The 14,780-nt window shown below is 58.1% G+C and carries 15 protein-coding genes and 1 riboswitch; of the genes, 13 read left to right on the top strand and 2 right to left on the bottom strand.

Annotation, left to right across the window (positions count from 1 at the left end; translation table 11 throughout):
• The first annotated feature begins 11 nt into the window (after window positions 1–11).
• Both NVS32_RS01360 and NVS32_RS01355 read left to right on the top strand, forming a co-directional pair.
• Window positions 12–671: a potassium channel family protein gene (locus tag NVS32_RS01360; RefSeq protein ID WP_258498406.1), complete on the top strand. Its 660-nt coding sequence runs from the start codon at window positions 12–14 to the stop codon at window positions 669–671.
• Window positions 672–858: 187 nt separating this feature from the next.
• Complete coding sequence (locus NVS32_RS01355; protein WP_258498405.1) at window positions 859–1,422, top strand: GNAT family N-acetyltransferase; 564 nt, start codon at window positions 859–861, stop codon at window positions 1,420–1,422.
• Here the strand turns inward: NVS32_RS01355 and NVS32_RS01350 are convergent.
• Together NVS32_RS01350 and NVS32_RS01345 are read right to left on the bottom strand one after the other, a co-directional pair.
• The gene (locus NVS32_RS01350) at window positions 1,419–2,597 is read right to left on the bottom strand and encodes a phosphoribosylaminoimidazolecarboxamide formyltransferase (protein ID WP_258498404.1); all 1,179 of its coding nucleotides are present in this window, start codon (window positions 2,595–2,597) and stop codon (window positions 1,419–1,421) included. The genes NVS32_RS01355 and NVS32_RS01350 overlap by 4 nt on opposite strands.
• Before the next feature lie 298 nt (window positions 2,598–2,895).
• Window positions 2,896–3,531, bottom strand: coding sequence for an IMP cyclohydrolase (locus NVS32_RS01345; protein WP_118078545.1), 636 nt, complete (start codon window positions 3,529–3,531; stop codon window positions 2,896–2,898).
• A 75-nt stretch (window positions 3,532–3,606) separates the two neighbouring features.
• Window positions 3,607–3,691, bottom strand: a riboswitch (ZMP/ZTP riboswitch).
• Window positions 3,692–3,919: 228 nt separating this feature from the next.
• Here NVS32_RS01345 and NVS32_RS01340 point away from each other — a divergent pair.
• The 11 genes from NVS32_RS01340 to NVS32_RS01290 all read left to right on the top strand — a co-directional run bounded on the left by NVS32_RS01340 (window position 3,920) and on the right by NVS32_RS01290 (window position 14,773).
• On the top strand, window positions 3,920–4,981 hold the full coding sequence (locus tag NVS32_RS01340; RefSeq protein ID WP_199563350.1) for a galactitol-1-phosphate 5-dehydrogenase: 1,062 nt from the start codon (window positions 3,920–3,922) through the stop codon (window positions 4,979–4,981).
• Between the two features lie 75 nt (window positions 4,982–5,056).
• Window positions 5,057–5,743 (top strand): ribulose-phosphate 3-epimerase, encoded by a 687-nt coding sequence (locus tag NVS32_RS01335; protein ID WP_118078544.1) that lies wholly within the window; start codon window positions 5,057–5,059, stop codon window positions 5,741–5,743.
• 48 nt (window positions 5,744–5,791) lie between these two features.
• On the top strand, window positions 5,792–6,091 hold the full coding sequence (locus tag NVS32_RS01330) for a PTS sugar transporter subunit IIB (RefSeq protein ID WP_118078543.1): 300 nt from the start codon (window positions 5,792–5,794) through the stop codon (window positions 6,089–6,091).
• Window positions 6,092–6,137: 46 nt separating this feature from the next.
• Window positions 6,138–7,412 (top strand): PTS transporter subunit IIC, encoded by a 1,275-nt coding sequence (locus NVS32_RS01325; protein WP_199563351.1) that lies wholly within the window; start codon window positions 6,138–6,140, stop codon window positions 7,410–7,412.
• A 40-nt stretch (window positions 7,413–7,452) separates the two neighbouring features.
• A complete protein-coding gene (locus tag NVS32_RS01320; RefSeq protein ID WP_118078542.1) occupies window positions 7,453–7,929 on the top strand; it encodes a PTS sugar transporter subunit IIA in 477 nt (158 codons plus the stop codon).
• 20 nt (window positions 7,930–7,949) lie between these two features.
• Window positions 7,950–10,046 carry a BglG family transcription antiterminator gene (locus tag NVS32_RS01315; protein WP_118078541.1) on the top strand — a complete coding sequence of 699 codons (2,097 nt, stop codon included), beginning with the start codon at window positions 7,950–7,952 and terminating at the stop codon, window positions 10,044–10,046.
• 88 nt (window positions 10,047–10,134) lie between these two features.
• Window positions 10,135–11,067 (top strand): 1-phosphofructokinase family hexose kinase, encoded by a 933-nt coding sequence (locus NVS32_RS01310; protein ID WP_118100315.1) that lies wholly within the window; start codon window positions 10,135–10,137, stop codon window positions 11,065–11,067.
• Between the two features lie 61 nt (window positions 11,068–11,128).
• The gene (locus NVS32_RS01305; RefSeq protein ID WP_118078539.1) at window positions 11,129–12,004 is read left to right on the top strand and encodes an aldose 1-epimerase family protein; all 876 of its coding nucleotides are present in this window, start codon (window positions 11,129–11,131) and stop codon (window positions 12,002–12,004) included.
• A 203-nt stretch (window positions 12,005–12,207) separates the two neighbouring features.
• Window positions 12,208–12,507 carry an AbrB/MazE/SpoVT family DNA-binding domain-containing protein gene (locus tag NVS32_RS01300; protein ID WP_118078538.1) on the top strand — a complete coding sequence of 100 codons (300 nt, stop codon included), beginning with the start codon at window positions 12,208–12,210 and terminating at the stop codon, window positions 12,505–12,507.
• Window positions 12,504–12,836, top strand: a complete 333-nt coding sequence (locus tag NVS32_RS01295; protein ID WP_118078537.1) for a type II toxin-antitoxin system PemK/MazF family toxin — start codon at window positions 12,504–12,506, stop codon at window positions 12,834–12,836. The genes NVS32_RS01300 and NVS32_RS01295 overlap by 4 nt, the downstream gene beginning before the upstream one ends.
• Window positions 12,837–12,973: 137 nt before the next feature.
• Window positions 12,974–14,773: an ABC transporter ATP-binding protein gene (locus tag NVS32_RS01290; RefSeq protein WP_233519078.1), complete on the top strand. Its 1,800-nt coding sequence runs from the start codon at window positions 12,974–12,976 to the stop codon at window positions 14,771–14,773.
• Window positions 14,774–14,780: the final 7 nt, after the last annotated feature.

Below are 14,780 nucleotides of genomic sequence, written 5' to 3'. Positions count from 1 at the left end.
GGGGATCTCTCATGCAGATCATCATTGTGGGCGGTGGCAAGACGGGGACCTACCTCGCGCCCATCCTCAAGGACGATGGTTCCTCGGTCACCATCATCGAGAACAGAAAGACGGCTGTCGAGAAGTTCCGTGCTGCCCTTCCCGACCTGGACATCATCTGCGGAAACGGGACGAGCCCCGAGATTCTCGAGAAGGCTGGCATCCTTAATGCCGACGTGGTCATTGCCGCAACGGGAAGCGACGAGGTCAACCTGGTTGTCTCGACCCTCTCGAAGGTCGAGTACCGGGTCCCTCGCGTTGTTGCGCGCGTTAACAACCCCAAGAACGCGTGGATGTTCAACGAGTCCATGGGTGTCGATGTGGGCATCAACCAGGCAGACCTCCTTGCGCGCTCCGTTCAGGAGGGGCTCGACATGGAGGACGTGTTCACGATCATGCGCCTGGGCAAGGACAACCACGCGCTCGTGCAGATCGAGATTCGCCCAGGTTCCAGCGCAGACGGCAAGCGCGTGAGCGAGCTGCAGCTCCCCGACGAGACTGTGATTATCGCAATCGACCGCGCTGGTGACGTCATCATCCCCAAGGGGGACACTGGTCTCTGCGAGGGCGACAACATCCTTGCCTTTGCGAGCGAGAAGGCTCGCGGCGTGCTTCGCCGCGCCTTCGCTTAGGTGGCTCCTGTCACCAAGACACCTTTTGCGGTTTGATGCCGTCCCGGATGCCGCGTTCAAGGTATCCGGGACGGCTTGCTCTAAAAAGACTACGCTGCAAAGAGGCTGGATGGACATGCTGCGTTAAAGTCTGCACGTCTCTCGTGTGATACTGGAGCCCGGTTATATGAGTTGAGAGGCAACCACCATGCATGTGATCGAGCACCTGCCCCTAGAGACGGAGCGGCTCATGCTACGCCGCTACACGCTTGCGGATGCGCCCGCCATCTACCGCATAAACTCTACCGAGGAGGTCACGCGGTACCTGCCCTTTGGGCCAATGATGTCCGAGGGGGACGCAATAAGCCAGCTGGAGCGCTTCTTCCTGCCCGCATACGCGCAGGCAGATGCCGGCCAGACTGGACCTGACGGCCTGCCTCTTGACCTCAAGTTTGCCGCATGCCCCAAGGGTACCGAAGGGCTTGTGGGCATGGTCTTTGTCGAGACGTCCGATGGCTCGTGCGAGCTCGACTACACGGTCGACCCTTGCTGGTGGGGGAGAGGCATTGCCACCGAGATGTGCCAGGCCGTGGTCGACCTGGCATGCACGCTGGGCCTCGGTCGCCTTACCGCTACGGTTGACGTGCGCAACGTGACAAGCGAGCGCGTTCTTGCCCACGTGGGAATGAAACCTCGCCGCCCCGCCAAAGGTACCTGGCAGGGCGGCGAGAAGAACGAGTGCCGCGTGCGGGAGCTTGAGCTCGAACCCTAGTGGTGGAACAGCCTCAGGCCCGTGAAGCACATGGCCATGCCGTAGCGGTCGGCGACCTCGATCACGTTGTCGTCGCGGATGGAGCCGCCGGGCTCCGCCACGTAGGTCACGCCGGAGCGGTGCGCGCGCTCGATGTTGTCGCCAAAGGGGAAGAAGGCATCGGAGCCCAGCGTCACGCCCGTCTGCTGGGCGAGCCATGCGCGCTTCTCGTCCGCGCCCAGAACCTCGGGCTTCTCGGCAAAGATGCGCTGCCAGGCGCCGTCGGCCAGGACGTCGTCGTGCTCGTCCGAGATGTAGAGGTCGATGGCGTTGTCACGATCTGGACGGTGGATGCCGTCAACAAAGTGCAGGCCAAGTACCTTGGGGTGGCGACGCAGCCACCAGGTGTCGGCCTTGCTGCCGGCAAGGCGCGTGCAGTGAATGCGGCTCTGCTGGCCGGCACCAACGCCAATGACCTGGCCGTCCTTCACGTAGCACACGGAGTTGGACTGCGTGTACTTGAGGGTGATGAGGCTCACGATCATGTCGATCTTTGCTGCCTCGGGGATGTCCTTGTTCTTGGTCACCACGTTGCCGAGAAGGTCGCGGTCAATCTTCGAGAAGTTGTGTCCCTGCTCGAAGGTGATGCCAAAGACGTCCTTGTGCTCGACGGCTGGGCAGACGTAGTTGGGGTCAATCTGGATCACGTTGTACTTGCCGTGCTTCTTGGAGCGCAGGATCTCGAGCGCCTCCGGGGCATAGCCGGGGGCAATGATGCCGTCCGAGACCTCGTGCTTGAGGTAGAGGGCGGTACGCTCGTCGCAGGTGTCAGAGAGGGCCGCCCAGTCGCCAAAGGAGCTCATGCGGTCCGCGCCGCGCGCACGGATGTAGGCGCAGGCAATGGGCGTGAGCTCGCCCTCGTCATCCACAAAGAAGGCCTTCTTGTCCTCCTCGGAGAGCGGTGTCCCCACTGCGGCGCCGGCGGGCGAGACGTGCTTGAACGACGCGGCCGCAGGCATGCCGGTTGCCTCGCGCAGCTCGCGCACGAGCTGCCAGGAGTTGAGGGCGTCGAGGAAGTTGATGTAGCCCGGCGTGCCGGAGAGCACCGTCACGGGCAGCTCGGAGCCATCCGCCATGAAGATGCGTGCAGGCTTCTGGTTGGGATTGCAGCCGTACTTGAGTTCAAGCGAGTTCATGTGTTTCCTTTCTCAAACTAGGCTCTTCGTCTCTTGTCTGCTGCTCAAACAGCGCTTCGCGAACTCGCCGCAGACAAGAGACGAAGAGCCTGGGGCGAGAAGAAAGACCTTGAGTGACGTAGTACGGCTGCAAGACCATCAGCCGTGACACACAAGCAACCCCAAAAGAGTTGCAACTACATCAGGGGGTGGAGGCGACGAGGACCGGCGGGCGCACGGCATGTCTTTCCTGCGGCGAGTTCGCGAAGCGCTGTTTGAGTCCGCAGGAAAGACATGCCGCGCTAACCCTCCGTCGGCCCTAGTCGCCGAGGTTCTTGTTGAAGATGCGCACCTCGCCCTCCACGTTGGTGTAGAGCGAGACCTTGTTATCGGGGTTGAGCGCCGCCCAGACCTCCTCGGGGCTCCCCACGCCTACGTGGATGGGCTCGCCCGCAAAGCTGGGAAGCGGGTTGCCGTCTCCCTGGTAGGTGCTGATGAAGTAGCCGCATCCGCCATCGGTGCCCTCGTACGAGAAGAACTCGCGTGCGCAGCGCCCGTCACGCGCGCGCTTGAGGATGGAGAGCTCAAACGAGCCATCGGGGTGCAGCACCGAGCTGATGCGCGGCGTGTAGTTGGGCTTATCCGGCTCGTACTCGCGCGCCATGCAGCCGGCGACAAAGTCGCTCTTCTCGACGATGGTGTCGGTCTGGTCGCCGTTGGTCACCACGAGGTCCTTGCCCATGGTGCGAACGGGGTGGTAGATGATGAGGCTGGGGTCCTCGAGAAGCGCGGGGTCGTGCGCCTCGGTACGAATACCGTCCTCGGTCTTCACAAACACGCGGTTCCGGCTGTTGGAGCTGCGTCCCATGATCCAGTAGTAGACGCAGTGGCTGCCAACCACAATGCCGCGTCCGGGATAGGGGTTGTCGCGCAGTAGCTCGAGCAGATCCTCCATGGGTCCTCTCTTCTCTCGTGCGCACGCGAGCGGGCCCGGCCCTAAAAGACAGCAGCGGGCAAGCACCCACTCAGGTGCGCTTGCCCAGACGGTCGGCGGGTTGTGTTCACGCTGCTTCCCCGTGGTGTCCCACGATTATCCGTCAGTAACAGCGCGTTTCCTGTGGCTTCACTGTATCACGCCGTGGATTCGTCATGGGCTTGGCCTGTGGAATTGCTGCACGAACGCACATGTTGCAAATCAATGTGGCTGTTTTGCATGTTCCGACAATTCCGGTATCTGGCTACCGACGCCTCTTGGGCTGTTGCGGCTCAACGCTCGTCCTTACATTCAAGTTACACACACGCAGACGGCTCCGTTGAGGGGCCAAACAAAGGGAGGTGCTCTCGTGGGCGAGAAGATGTGGGCAGGGGTTCTTCACGGTAAGAACGACATGCGCTACGAGGAGGTTGATAAACCAAGCCCTGGCCCCAACGAAGTTCTGGTCAAGGTCAAGCAGACCGGAATTTGCGGTTCTGATGTGCCGCGCGTTCTTGGTGATGCCGCGCACTTCTATCCAATCATTCTCGGTCACGAGTTCTCCGGCGTTGTCGCTGGAGTTGGGGAAAGCGTTACCTCCGTGAAGGTTGGGGAGAATGTTGCGGGTGCGCCGCTTGTCCCCTGCGGGACATGCGAGGACTGTCAGCGCGGTGACTACTCTTTGTGTAGCCACTACAGCTTCATTGGCACTCGTCAACCCGGCAGTTTTGCTGAGTACGTGGTAATCCCTGAGAAGTGCGCTGTGACCTTTGACGCTAGCGTCTCCTATGAGCAGGCGGCTCTTATTGAGCCTACTGCCGTCGCGCTCCACGGTCTCGAGCGCCTTGATTATCACGGGGGCGGTACCGTCGCTGTTCTCGGAGGGGGCACCATTGGAATCATTACGGCACAATGGGCCAAGGCCTTTGGTGCTCGTGAAGTTACCGTCTTTGATATTCTGCCGGATCGCCTTGAGTTTGCAAGGAAGATGGGTGCCACCAGTACAGTCAACAGTATGGATGAGGACTGGAAGGACCAGGTAAACGCCATAACCAACGGGCGTGGCTATGACTACGTAATCGAGACCGCCGGCAGCGTGGCCACCATGAAGATGATCTTCGACATCGTTGCCAACAAGGGGCAGGCGTCACTCATCGGCAAGATTAACCGCGATATCACCTTTACCCCGCAGGAGTGGGAGCACTTGCATCGCCGAGAGTTCACGCTTACGGGCTCATGGCTCAGCTACTCTGCCCCCTTCCCGGGCCACGAGTGGACCCTTACCGCAGATGCCTACCGCTCCGGCATGATGCCCTACGACGAGGGCTTTATTTACGCCAGGTACCCGCTCTCCAGGATTTCGGAAGCATTTGATGAGTTCAAGACCCCAGGACGGGTCAAGGGGAAGATCCTGCTCAACTGCGAGCGCTAGCACTACCTGCGGATTGGCCATTTTTCGGGAGAGAGTAGTCGAAAAATTCGACTACACAAAGAGAAGGGAAAGGTAATGCGTACTCCAGAAGACTGGAAAGACGGGGAGAAGATCATTGGCGCGTGCATGAACTGCGCGAGCTACGAGAACCTCTCCAAGACCATGGGGGAGCTCGATGATGCTGGAATCGACCTCTATCACCTAGACATCATGGACGGCACATTTGTCCCCAACATTGCACTTGGTCCTCAGGATGTTTCTGCCATTCGCAAGCTTACCGATCGCGTCTGTGATGTGCACCTCATGGTGCGAGATGCCGCGAGATATGTGGACACGTTCGTCAGACTCGGAGCCCAGATTGTGCATGTTCATGGAGAGGAGGATAGCCAGGTCACCCGCACGCTCCAGCATATTAGAGACATTGGTGCCAAGTCCAGCCTTGCAATCAGTCCCTGCACTTCATTCGAGACCGCCAAGGAAGCTCTCAACGTATGCGACTACGTATTAGTTATGCGCGTCAACCCTGGTTTTGCCGGCCAGAAGGCTCTTCCGTTCGTTGACGAGAAGATTAAGAAGCTTGTGGAGGCTAAGGACTACTACGGCTATAAGATTCTCGTCGATGGGGGCGTCTCGGCGCAAAGCGTGGCAGATCTCTGGAAGGCAGGGGTGGACGGCTTCTGCCTTGGCAATGCGGGGCTGTTTGGCCACAAGGAGAGCTACAAGCAGATTGTCCAGAGTCTTCGCGCACTTCCGCGCGACTAGCGAACAGCCCCTGTGAATCACGTAGACAGACAGCAAGAAGGAGTCGTAATGAAGTCCTCAGTGAAGGTTCTTGTGGCATGTGGTAGCGGCGTTGCAACGTCCACAGTCGCACAGGAGAAGGTAAAGCAAATCGCTGCCGATGCCGGCATTCCGGTCCAGGTCTTCAAAGGCACCATTTCCGAAGTCCCCACCAAGCAATATGACGTGGACGTTGTCCTCACCACGGCTAACTATAAGAAGCCTCTGGACAGGCCGTATATGACCGTGTTTCCGCTTATCTCTGGCATCAATAAGGATGCCTGCGCTAAGAAGCTCGTCGACCTTCTCAAGGCAGTTCAGGCAGAGTAACCCAACCGCTATCCAAGCACCCCGCGCTCGTTAGAAGGAGTCATCTATGGATGTCGTCATCAGTGCCATCGTGGGCTTTTTTCAAGAGTTCATGAGTCTGGGAGCCACCGTTCTGCTCCCTGTCGTAATCGCAATCCTGGGAATCTTCTTCAGGATGAAGCCGTCACAGGCCATCAGGGCCGGCCTTCTCGTGGGTATCGGCTTTCAGGGCGTCGTGCTTGTCATCAACTTCCTGATGCAGATTATGCAGCCGGTCTTTGACTACTACTCTGCGCTGGGTAGTGGCTATGACGTAGCAGAGATCGGCTTTGCCGCGCTTGGTGGCGCTTCGTGGACCGCACCGTATGCTGTCTTTGTTATCCCAGCCATCATCATTGTCAACATTCTGCTCATTCAGGCCAAGAAGACCAATGTCCTTAACGTCGACATTTGGAACTTCATGCATTTTCTCGTGCCTGGAGCCCTTGCGTGGGTTCTCTTCGATAACGCACTCATCGGCTTTCTGGTGACGCTTGCGCTCTCTGTTGTTGACCTCTTTGCCGCCGAGAAAATTGCCCCCTCTTGGGCGGAGTACTACGGCCTTGATGGCACGGCCTGCACCTGCCTGGGCTATGTGGTCTACGAGTACCCCATGAGCTGGCTCATCAACAAGATCATCGATCACATCCCTGGTCTTAACAAGATTGACCTCAACATCGACAAGCTCTCTTCCAAGATTGGTATCCTGGGCGATCCTGCCATCATCGGTCTCTTCGTTGGTCTGTTCCTTGGCCTTATGACCCAGCAGGACGTCCCTGGCATCATCAAACTCATGGCAGGTATGGCCGGTGTTCTCGTGCTCATTCCCCGTATGGTCTCCATCATGATGGAGGGTCTGACTCCCATTGGAGCTGGCGCCAACGAGTTTGCTCAGAAGCACCTTCACACAGACAGCACCCTTTACGTTGGTATGGACATTGCCCTTGCCCTTGGCGACACGACCTGCCTCACCTGCACTGCAATCATGATTCCCATCACCGTTGGCCTGTCCTTCCTCGTCCCTGACATGCGTTTCTTCCCTGCTGCCATTCTCGCCGAGGTCTGTTACGTGGCTCCCATGGCTGTCCTTGCTAGTAAAGGCAACGTGTTTAGGACACTCATCTGCATGACCGTCTTCATGTATCTCATGCTCTTCTTCGCAAACATGTTCGCCGACTACGCAACCCTCATGCTCAACGCCTGCGGCATTGACTTTGGTGGCGGCTACGTCACAGCATCTCACTTTGGCTATAACCCGGGCTGCCTGATTGTTGAGTTCATCGCTCGTGCCATGGGCATCTAGCTAGCCTAGTCCTTGAACGTTGATAATGTAGGAGATTCAGATGGTTACCCAGAGCGTCGATACTGCTGAGTGTGAGGCCGGCGGAAAGCTATTTGTGGCCCTCAAAGGGTCTGCCTCTACGAGCGAGGAGGCAATTAGAATCTGCGCAAATACGCTCCAGGCTAACGGCTGCGTCACCGAGAAGTTTGCAGATGACTGCCTCAATCGCGAGAAGGAATACCCAACGGGCATCTGCTGTGAAACACCCGTAGCGCTTCCGCACTGCCAGTCTGACGCCATCCGTCGCGATGCCCTGTGCTACCTACGCCTCGACGAGCCAGTGAGTTTCTACAGGATGGATGACCCGGAAGATGCGGTCATGACGCGCCACGTCTTCAATCTCGCCATCGCGCCTGGCCAGCATCTCGAATTCCTCACCAAGACCATCCGGCTGCTACAGGATAATACCGTCTTGGACAGATTTACGACCATGACAAGCAACCAGATAGCAAGTTATCTTGCAGAGCACCTCGCTTAGGGAAGGAGGCGGTATCCGCAATGAAGGAGCGCACTGCTGAGATTCTGTATCGTGTCGCTAACAATCCACGCCACGCTTTGAGGCTGTCGGTCTTGATGAGCGATTACCACATCTCGGAGAAGACGCTTCGGGCGGATATCGCCTCCATAATCAAGTTTGCAAGCCAAGACGGTGAGAGCCTGGTTGAGCTAACCGGGCACCACATTCGGGTTTGCGAGCCTGCCTCCGCAAACTCCCAGACGCTCAAGAGCATGTTGCATAGCATGGACCTTTACGAGTATCACCTTTCACCTGACGAGCGGCAATGCCTTATTGCGGCTGAATTGCTGCAACTCAAACCGGGCGAGTGGCTAACGGTGCAGGCGATTGCCGACGAGTTCTACTGCTCCCACAATACGGTCGCAACAGACGTAAGGGAGACGGGCTCGTTTCTAGAGAGGTGTGGGATAAGGCTTGTGGGCAAAAGCAGCTTTGGATTGCGTGTCGAGGCAAGCGACAAGCAGCGCAGGGACTTTCTTATTGGGGCATTCTCGCGCATCCTTACAAGGCGTCTTTGCCCTGGCAGCTACTTCCTCGACGTCCTAGAGGGTCACCTGCGGTTTGACGTCCACCTCGATGACGTCGACAGGAGCGTCCGAGCCTTCCTGCGCTCCACCAATTCGTATATCACGATGGACGCAGAGCATGAGATAGCCGCAACTCTTGTTGTCTTGCTCAACGAGCCGGAGGTCCCCTCTTCTGAGGATGGGGGAGAGGCGGACGATCTTGATCAAATTGGCAACCTGGTCAAGTCCGTTGCGATGGACATGGGTATCCGACTTGGCGCAGACCGGATTCTTGGTATCGAGCGCATCATTCTCAGCCGGGATATGACTCCGCAGATCAGACGGTTCGATGACTTTGACCTCTACTGCGCAATCTCTCATTTTCTTATGCAAGTGGGAAAGGACCTGGGGATTGACCTTCAGGGTGACGACCTTCTTGTCGAGGCGCTCTTCTCTCATATTAAGGGCTCTTCTCGCTGGGATGCCGATGGCTTCGAGCTGGATGCCTCTGGTGAAAAAGACGGTACGAGCGAGCTCGTGAACCGTGTTGATCGTGCCTGCACCCCACATTTCCACATCATCGAGGATTACCTATGCAGGACTCTTGGGAAGGGCATGCGAGACTCGATTGTCATCCATGTGTGCGCGGCGCTGTATCGATACGAGAGCAACGTTCGCGTATGCAACGTCCTAATTGCGTGCCCGAGTTCTGCAGCCACGGGAAGATATCTTGATGCCCAGGTGAAGGCTTATTTCAAGTTCAATATTCTCGGCATTGCCACGTGTAGGGAAGTCGAGGAGGGTGATTGCAAGCTCAACAACGTCGACTTTGTGATTTCGACCGTTCCCATCGACACGGATAAGGTACGCGTGGTCAACGTAAGCCCAGTGCTTTCGGTAGAGGATATCAACGAGATTCAGGAGCTTGCATTTAAGCTCAGCCGCGCAAAGGTTGTCCCCCAAGCAATTGACAACACTCTCGTGGCACGTCTCAGTGACATCTACCACGAGGGAAACGCCAATAAGGTCGCATTTCTCGATCGCGAGCTGAGCAGGATCCTCATGGAAGTCGAGCGGGTGGAAGGAAAGACCAAGCGGGACTCCATACTCATCTCCAATCTCAGGGAGAACTTCATTCAGATAGAGAATGGCTCGCTGGGCTGGGAGGATGCAATCCGGAAGGTCTCCTCTCCGCTCCTTGAGGCGGACTATGTCACCGAGAACTACATCGAGAAGGCCATCGCGAACGTCGAGGAGTACGGAAGCTACATCATTATCAGCCAGGGAATCGCACTGGCGCATGCTGCAAGCTGGGATGGGGCACTCAAGAACGGGCTTGGCCTGCTCGTGTGCAAGGACGGAATTCGTTTTGGCGAGGGCGAGGAAGTCGACCTGATGTTCTTCTCCGCGCAGTTTGATGGCGAGCACTACTTGGCTATGTTCCGTGAGATTAACAAGCTTGGCAGCGATGCAAGGGGCTTCGAGCGCCTGCGCGAGTCTGCGAGCCCTGAAGAGGTCCTTCGAAACCTCACGGAGATTCTCTCCGACTACTCCAAGTCGTCCGACAAGTAGCGTCTGCGGTTGCCCGACCGCTTCGATACCCAAGCGATAGCCATGTTGTTCCACGCGGGTGGAACCGTCAGAAGTGGAAGTGACATCCATGATTACCACGGTCACGCTTAATGCATCTATTGACAAGGCATATCGCATCAACGTGCCCTTAACCAAGGGGACCGTGATGCGAGTCGCGGAATGCGAAGACTCTGCGGGTGGAAAGGGCCTCAATGCCGCCCGGGCTATTGCGGCCTGCGGCGAGCCGGTTGTTGCCACGGGTTTTGTTGGCGGCAACAATGGGCGCTACCTCTGTGAGTTGGTTGCCAGAGATGGCATTAGGGAGCGCTTTGTTCGAGTGAAAAACGAGACGCGCTGCTGCGTCAATGTGCTTGAGCCAGGTGGTGGCTCAACAGAGTTCCTCGAGCCCGGCAGGCCAGTCGACAAAGCGGAATTCGATGAGATGATGGGAACTCTCCTCGGGCTTGCAAAACAGTCTGACGTTGTCACCATGAGTGGAAGTGCTCCTGCTGGGGCGGGAAGTGATGTGTACCAGAATTTGGTGCGTCTTGTGCGTGAGGTCGGGAAGCCCGTGATACTGGATGCCTCCGGCGATTTCCTCATGCAGGGCATCAGGGCGCTTCCCACGATGGTCAAGCCCAACATTGATGAGATTGGCCAACTCCTTGGCAGGAAGATCGAGGGTGTTAATGAAGTGGTGCGGGCGGCACGGGAGCTCCACGAGCGGGGAATAGAAATCGTCGTTGTCTCCCTCGGTGCTGCAGGTGCAATCATGGCATGTGACGAGGGAGTCTTCAGGGGCCATGCGCCCAAGATTCAGGCAGTTAACCCCGTGGGTGCAGGAGACACGATGGTTGGTTCCTTTGCAGTTGCCATCGCACGTGGGATGGAAGCCCCCGAATGCCTGCGCTTTGCCATGAGCTGCGCGTCTGCGAGCTGTCTCTCTCCCCATACTGGGCGATTTGACCCCGCTGTGGCCGACAAACTCTTCCAGGAGACTGCTGTCGAGAGTGTCGCGTAGGCGGCAGGTAGGCAAACCTTCCAAGTTTCCCAATAGCATCATTCCAAAAAGGAGAGGGTTCATGGAGTGCACTATCAGTTCTGATCAGATGTCGGTCGTGCTCACCTCACTTGGAGGAACACTTACCTCCGTTAAAGACTCCTCCGGATTGGAATACCTATGGCAACCGGATCCCGATGTATGGAGCGGACAGGCGCCTATCGTGTTTCCAATATGCGGGGGGCTCAGAAACGACAAGGCAATGACCAAGGAAGGGTACCTCATCAGACTCAAGCGCCATGGCTTTGCACGCAAGATGCAATTCGAGCTTGTTGACAGCTGGGAGGACTCGGCTACCTTCGTGCTGAGATCTGATGAGTCAACTCTTGCACAATATCCGTTTGAGTTCGAGTTGGCTGCAGAATACCAGGTGCATGCTCGCACGCTTGACGTGACCTATCGGGTAACTAATGCAGACGAAAAGCCGATGCCGTTCTTTATAGGCGGGCATCCTGCGTTTCGTTGCCCGTTGCGTGATGGGGACGCATATGATGACTACACCATCGAGTTCGAGCGCAACGAGACCGATGTCTGCACGCCGGTGCCATCTACGGGACTTATTGATGTTGCTCACAGGAACGTTGCGCCACAGGAGGGCAAAGTCCTGCATCTCTCACACCGGCTTTTCGATTTTGCCGAGACGATTTACGACTGCCTTGCGAGCCGTCGTGTAACGTTCTCTCATGGTGGCAAGGCCCCCGGCCTGCAGATTTCCTTCCCCCAAATGCCATACCTTATCGTGTGGTCAAAGCCTAACGCAGACTTTGTGGCCATCGAGCCATGGAGTGGCCTCTCGACCTGCTCCGACGAGGATGACATCTTCGAGCACAAACGCGGGTGCCTGGTTTGCCGCCCAGGCGAGACAATCGAAAGAGGCTTCTCGATTGAATTGCTGTAACAGGGATTGACCTGCGGTTCCCTGTGTCAGTATTGCGCGAGGCTGGGGCATTTGATGCGCTCCAGCCTCGTTGTGCTCTGTATGAAGTCCGGGGCATTACTTCTGGAGGATTGCGCCGCAGAAGATGGGTGCCTGCCCGCACGTCTCATACTGCAACGGGGTAAGATATCTCTCAAGATATCTTTTTAATTGGAGGTTGCGCTATGCCAGTTGTCGAGGAGTGCGAGGCCAAGCTCTGCTCGTGGGGCGCATCCAAGGCGGTGCGCATTCCCAAGGCGGTTTGTGACTCACTGCGACTTGTCGTGGGGTCCAATCTTAGCATTAGCTGCGGGACAGACGAGAACGGCCCCTTCATCATGATGCGTCCTGCCGAGGAGAGCCACAGGTGCTATTGCGATGCTCCGTACGTGTCGATTGACTCCCTCTTCAGGGGGCACGAGGATACTTCCCAGCCCGCCGAGGTGGATTGGGGCAAGGACGTTGGCGGGGAGGTCGTGGAGTGACTCATCTCGAGCAGGGTGACATCGTTGAGGTGGACTTTAGCCCGGCCTACGGTCACGAGCCGGCCAAGTACCGGCCGGCCGTCGTCGTGAGTGGATACGGCTTCAACAGCCGCTCCAGCATGACGGCAGTAGTCCCTGTGACTACGAAGAATAACGGGTACCCCCTCCATATCGACATGGGGAAGAGCCCAGTGAAGGGCTACGCCTGCGTAGAGCAGCTGCGCTGTCTTGACCTCTCGGCCCGTGGGTACCGGCTTGTTGGGGTCGCCGGCCGTGACGCAATGCTCAACATCATGTCTGCCATTAGGGGGATGTTCGAGCTGAAGTAGTCCGGGGCCGTTACGCCCCGCCTGTTTGTGAATTAGCCGCGATGACAGGCATGCGGCGCATCGTTTGGCTTGCTTGGGGCAAGCTACATCAGTTACACCCGCGCCGCTTGCGGCGAAAGAACTTGAGGGGGATTGTTTTGGCTGCTCGACCAACTGACAAGAACGACCGCGCGACCATCCGTCGCACGCTGCACTACTTCTGGGGAGTCACGCGCCAGAAGATTGGTGCCTTTGTGCTCTCCATCGTGAGCTCGGTGGGCTACATCGCGCTTCTCACCTTTGCGAACACCTACGTGATGGGCCTCATCGTGGACCGTGTGCAGGCCTCGCCCGTTTCGGCAGACCAGGTGCTTCCCGTGTTTGGACCCTATGTGCTGGCGCTTCTCGTGGTGAACGCTGTTGGTCAGACGCTCTCCAAGCTCCAGGACTACTCAGTCTACAAGCTGGAGATCAACGGTGACTACCAACTCTCTCGCCTGTGCTTTGACACACTCTCCAACCAGTCGATGACGTTCCACAACAGCCGCTTTGGCGGCAGCCTGGTGAGCCAGACCTCGCGGTTTGTCTCGGGTTACTCCGGCCTGGTTGACGTGGTGACGTACTCGCTGTGGCCAACGCTTGCCTCCATCGTGCTCACGGTGGGCATTCTCGCGCCGATCGCGCCGCTCTTTGTTGCCATCCTCGTGGTGATGCTTGTGCTCTACGTGGTCATTGCCTATGGCATGTACCGGCGCATTCTGCCCCTCTCGGCAGAGGCGTCGCGCGCCCAGAACAAGCTCTCCGGCGTGCTCTCCGATGCCGTGACCAACATCCTTGCCGTCAAGACCTACGGCCGTGAGGACTACGAGCGCGGGCTCTTTACAACGGCAGATCGCGAGGCAATGGCGGCCGAGAACGTCAACATGCGTGCAACCATGCGTCGCGGCTTTACCACGTCGGCGCTCATCACTGCCATCATGTTTGTGGTCTCGATCTTTGTGGTGGGCGGCAATGCCTGGTTTGGCATTAGTGCCGGCACGCTGGTCATGATGTTCACCTACACGTATAACCTCACAATGCGCTTCAACTACTTCAACTCCATGATGCAGCGCATCAACCGTGCCCTTGGCGACGCTGCCGAGATGACGCGCGTGCTGGACGAGCCCACGCTCGTGGCAGACGACGAGGACGCAAAGCCGCTTGCCGTCACCGAGGGACGCATCGACTTCGAGAACCTGCGCTTCCGCTATCCGGACGCACCCAAGGACGACTACGTCTTTGAGGACCTCAACCTTCACATTCCCGCAGGCCAGCGTGTTGGCCTGGTGGGCCGCTCCGGCTCGGGCAAGACCACGCTCACCAAGCTCCTCCTGCGCTTGGATGACGTGCAGGAGGGGCGCGTGCTGGTGGACGGGCAGGACGTGAGCCACTGCACCCAGCAGAGCCTTCGCCGTCAGGTTGCCTACGTTCCGCAGGAGGCGCTGCTCTTCCACCGTTCCATTCGCGAGAACATCGCCTACGGCAAGCCCGATGCTACGGATGAGGAGATTCGCCGTGCCGCCGAGGAGGCTAACGCACTCGAGTTCATCGAGCGGCTGCCGGACGGCTTCGACACCATGGTGGGCGAGAGGGGCGTCAAGCTCTCGGGCGGCCAGCGCCAGCGTGTGGCCATCGCCCGCGCCATCCTGGTCGACGCGCCCATCCTAGTGCTGGACGAGGCGACCTCCGCGCTGGACTCCGAGTCCGAGGCGCTCGTGCAGGGCGCGCTCGAGAACCTCATGCGCGGGCGCACGTCCATTGTGGTTGCTCACCGCCTCTCCACGGTTGCCTCGCTCGACCGCATCGTGGTGCTTGCACACGGTGAGGTCGTGGAGGACGGCACCCACCACGAGCTGGTCGAGCGTGGTGGCGAGTACGCGAGCCTCTGGAACCGTCAGACCGGCGGCTTCTTGGAGTAGGAGGAAA

Origin of the sequence: Tractidigestivibacter montrealensis (genome assembly GCF_024741235.1) — a bacterium.
Classification (GTDB): Bacteria; Actinomycetota; Coriobacteriia; order Coriobacteriales; family Atopobiaceae; genus Tractidigestivibacter; species Tractidigestivibacter montrealensis.
The sequence above is the reverse complement of the archived record's forward strand: the minus strand, read 5'-3'. Positions and strand labels throughout refer to the sequence as shown.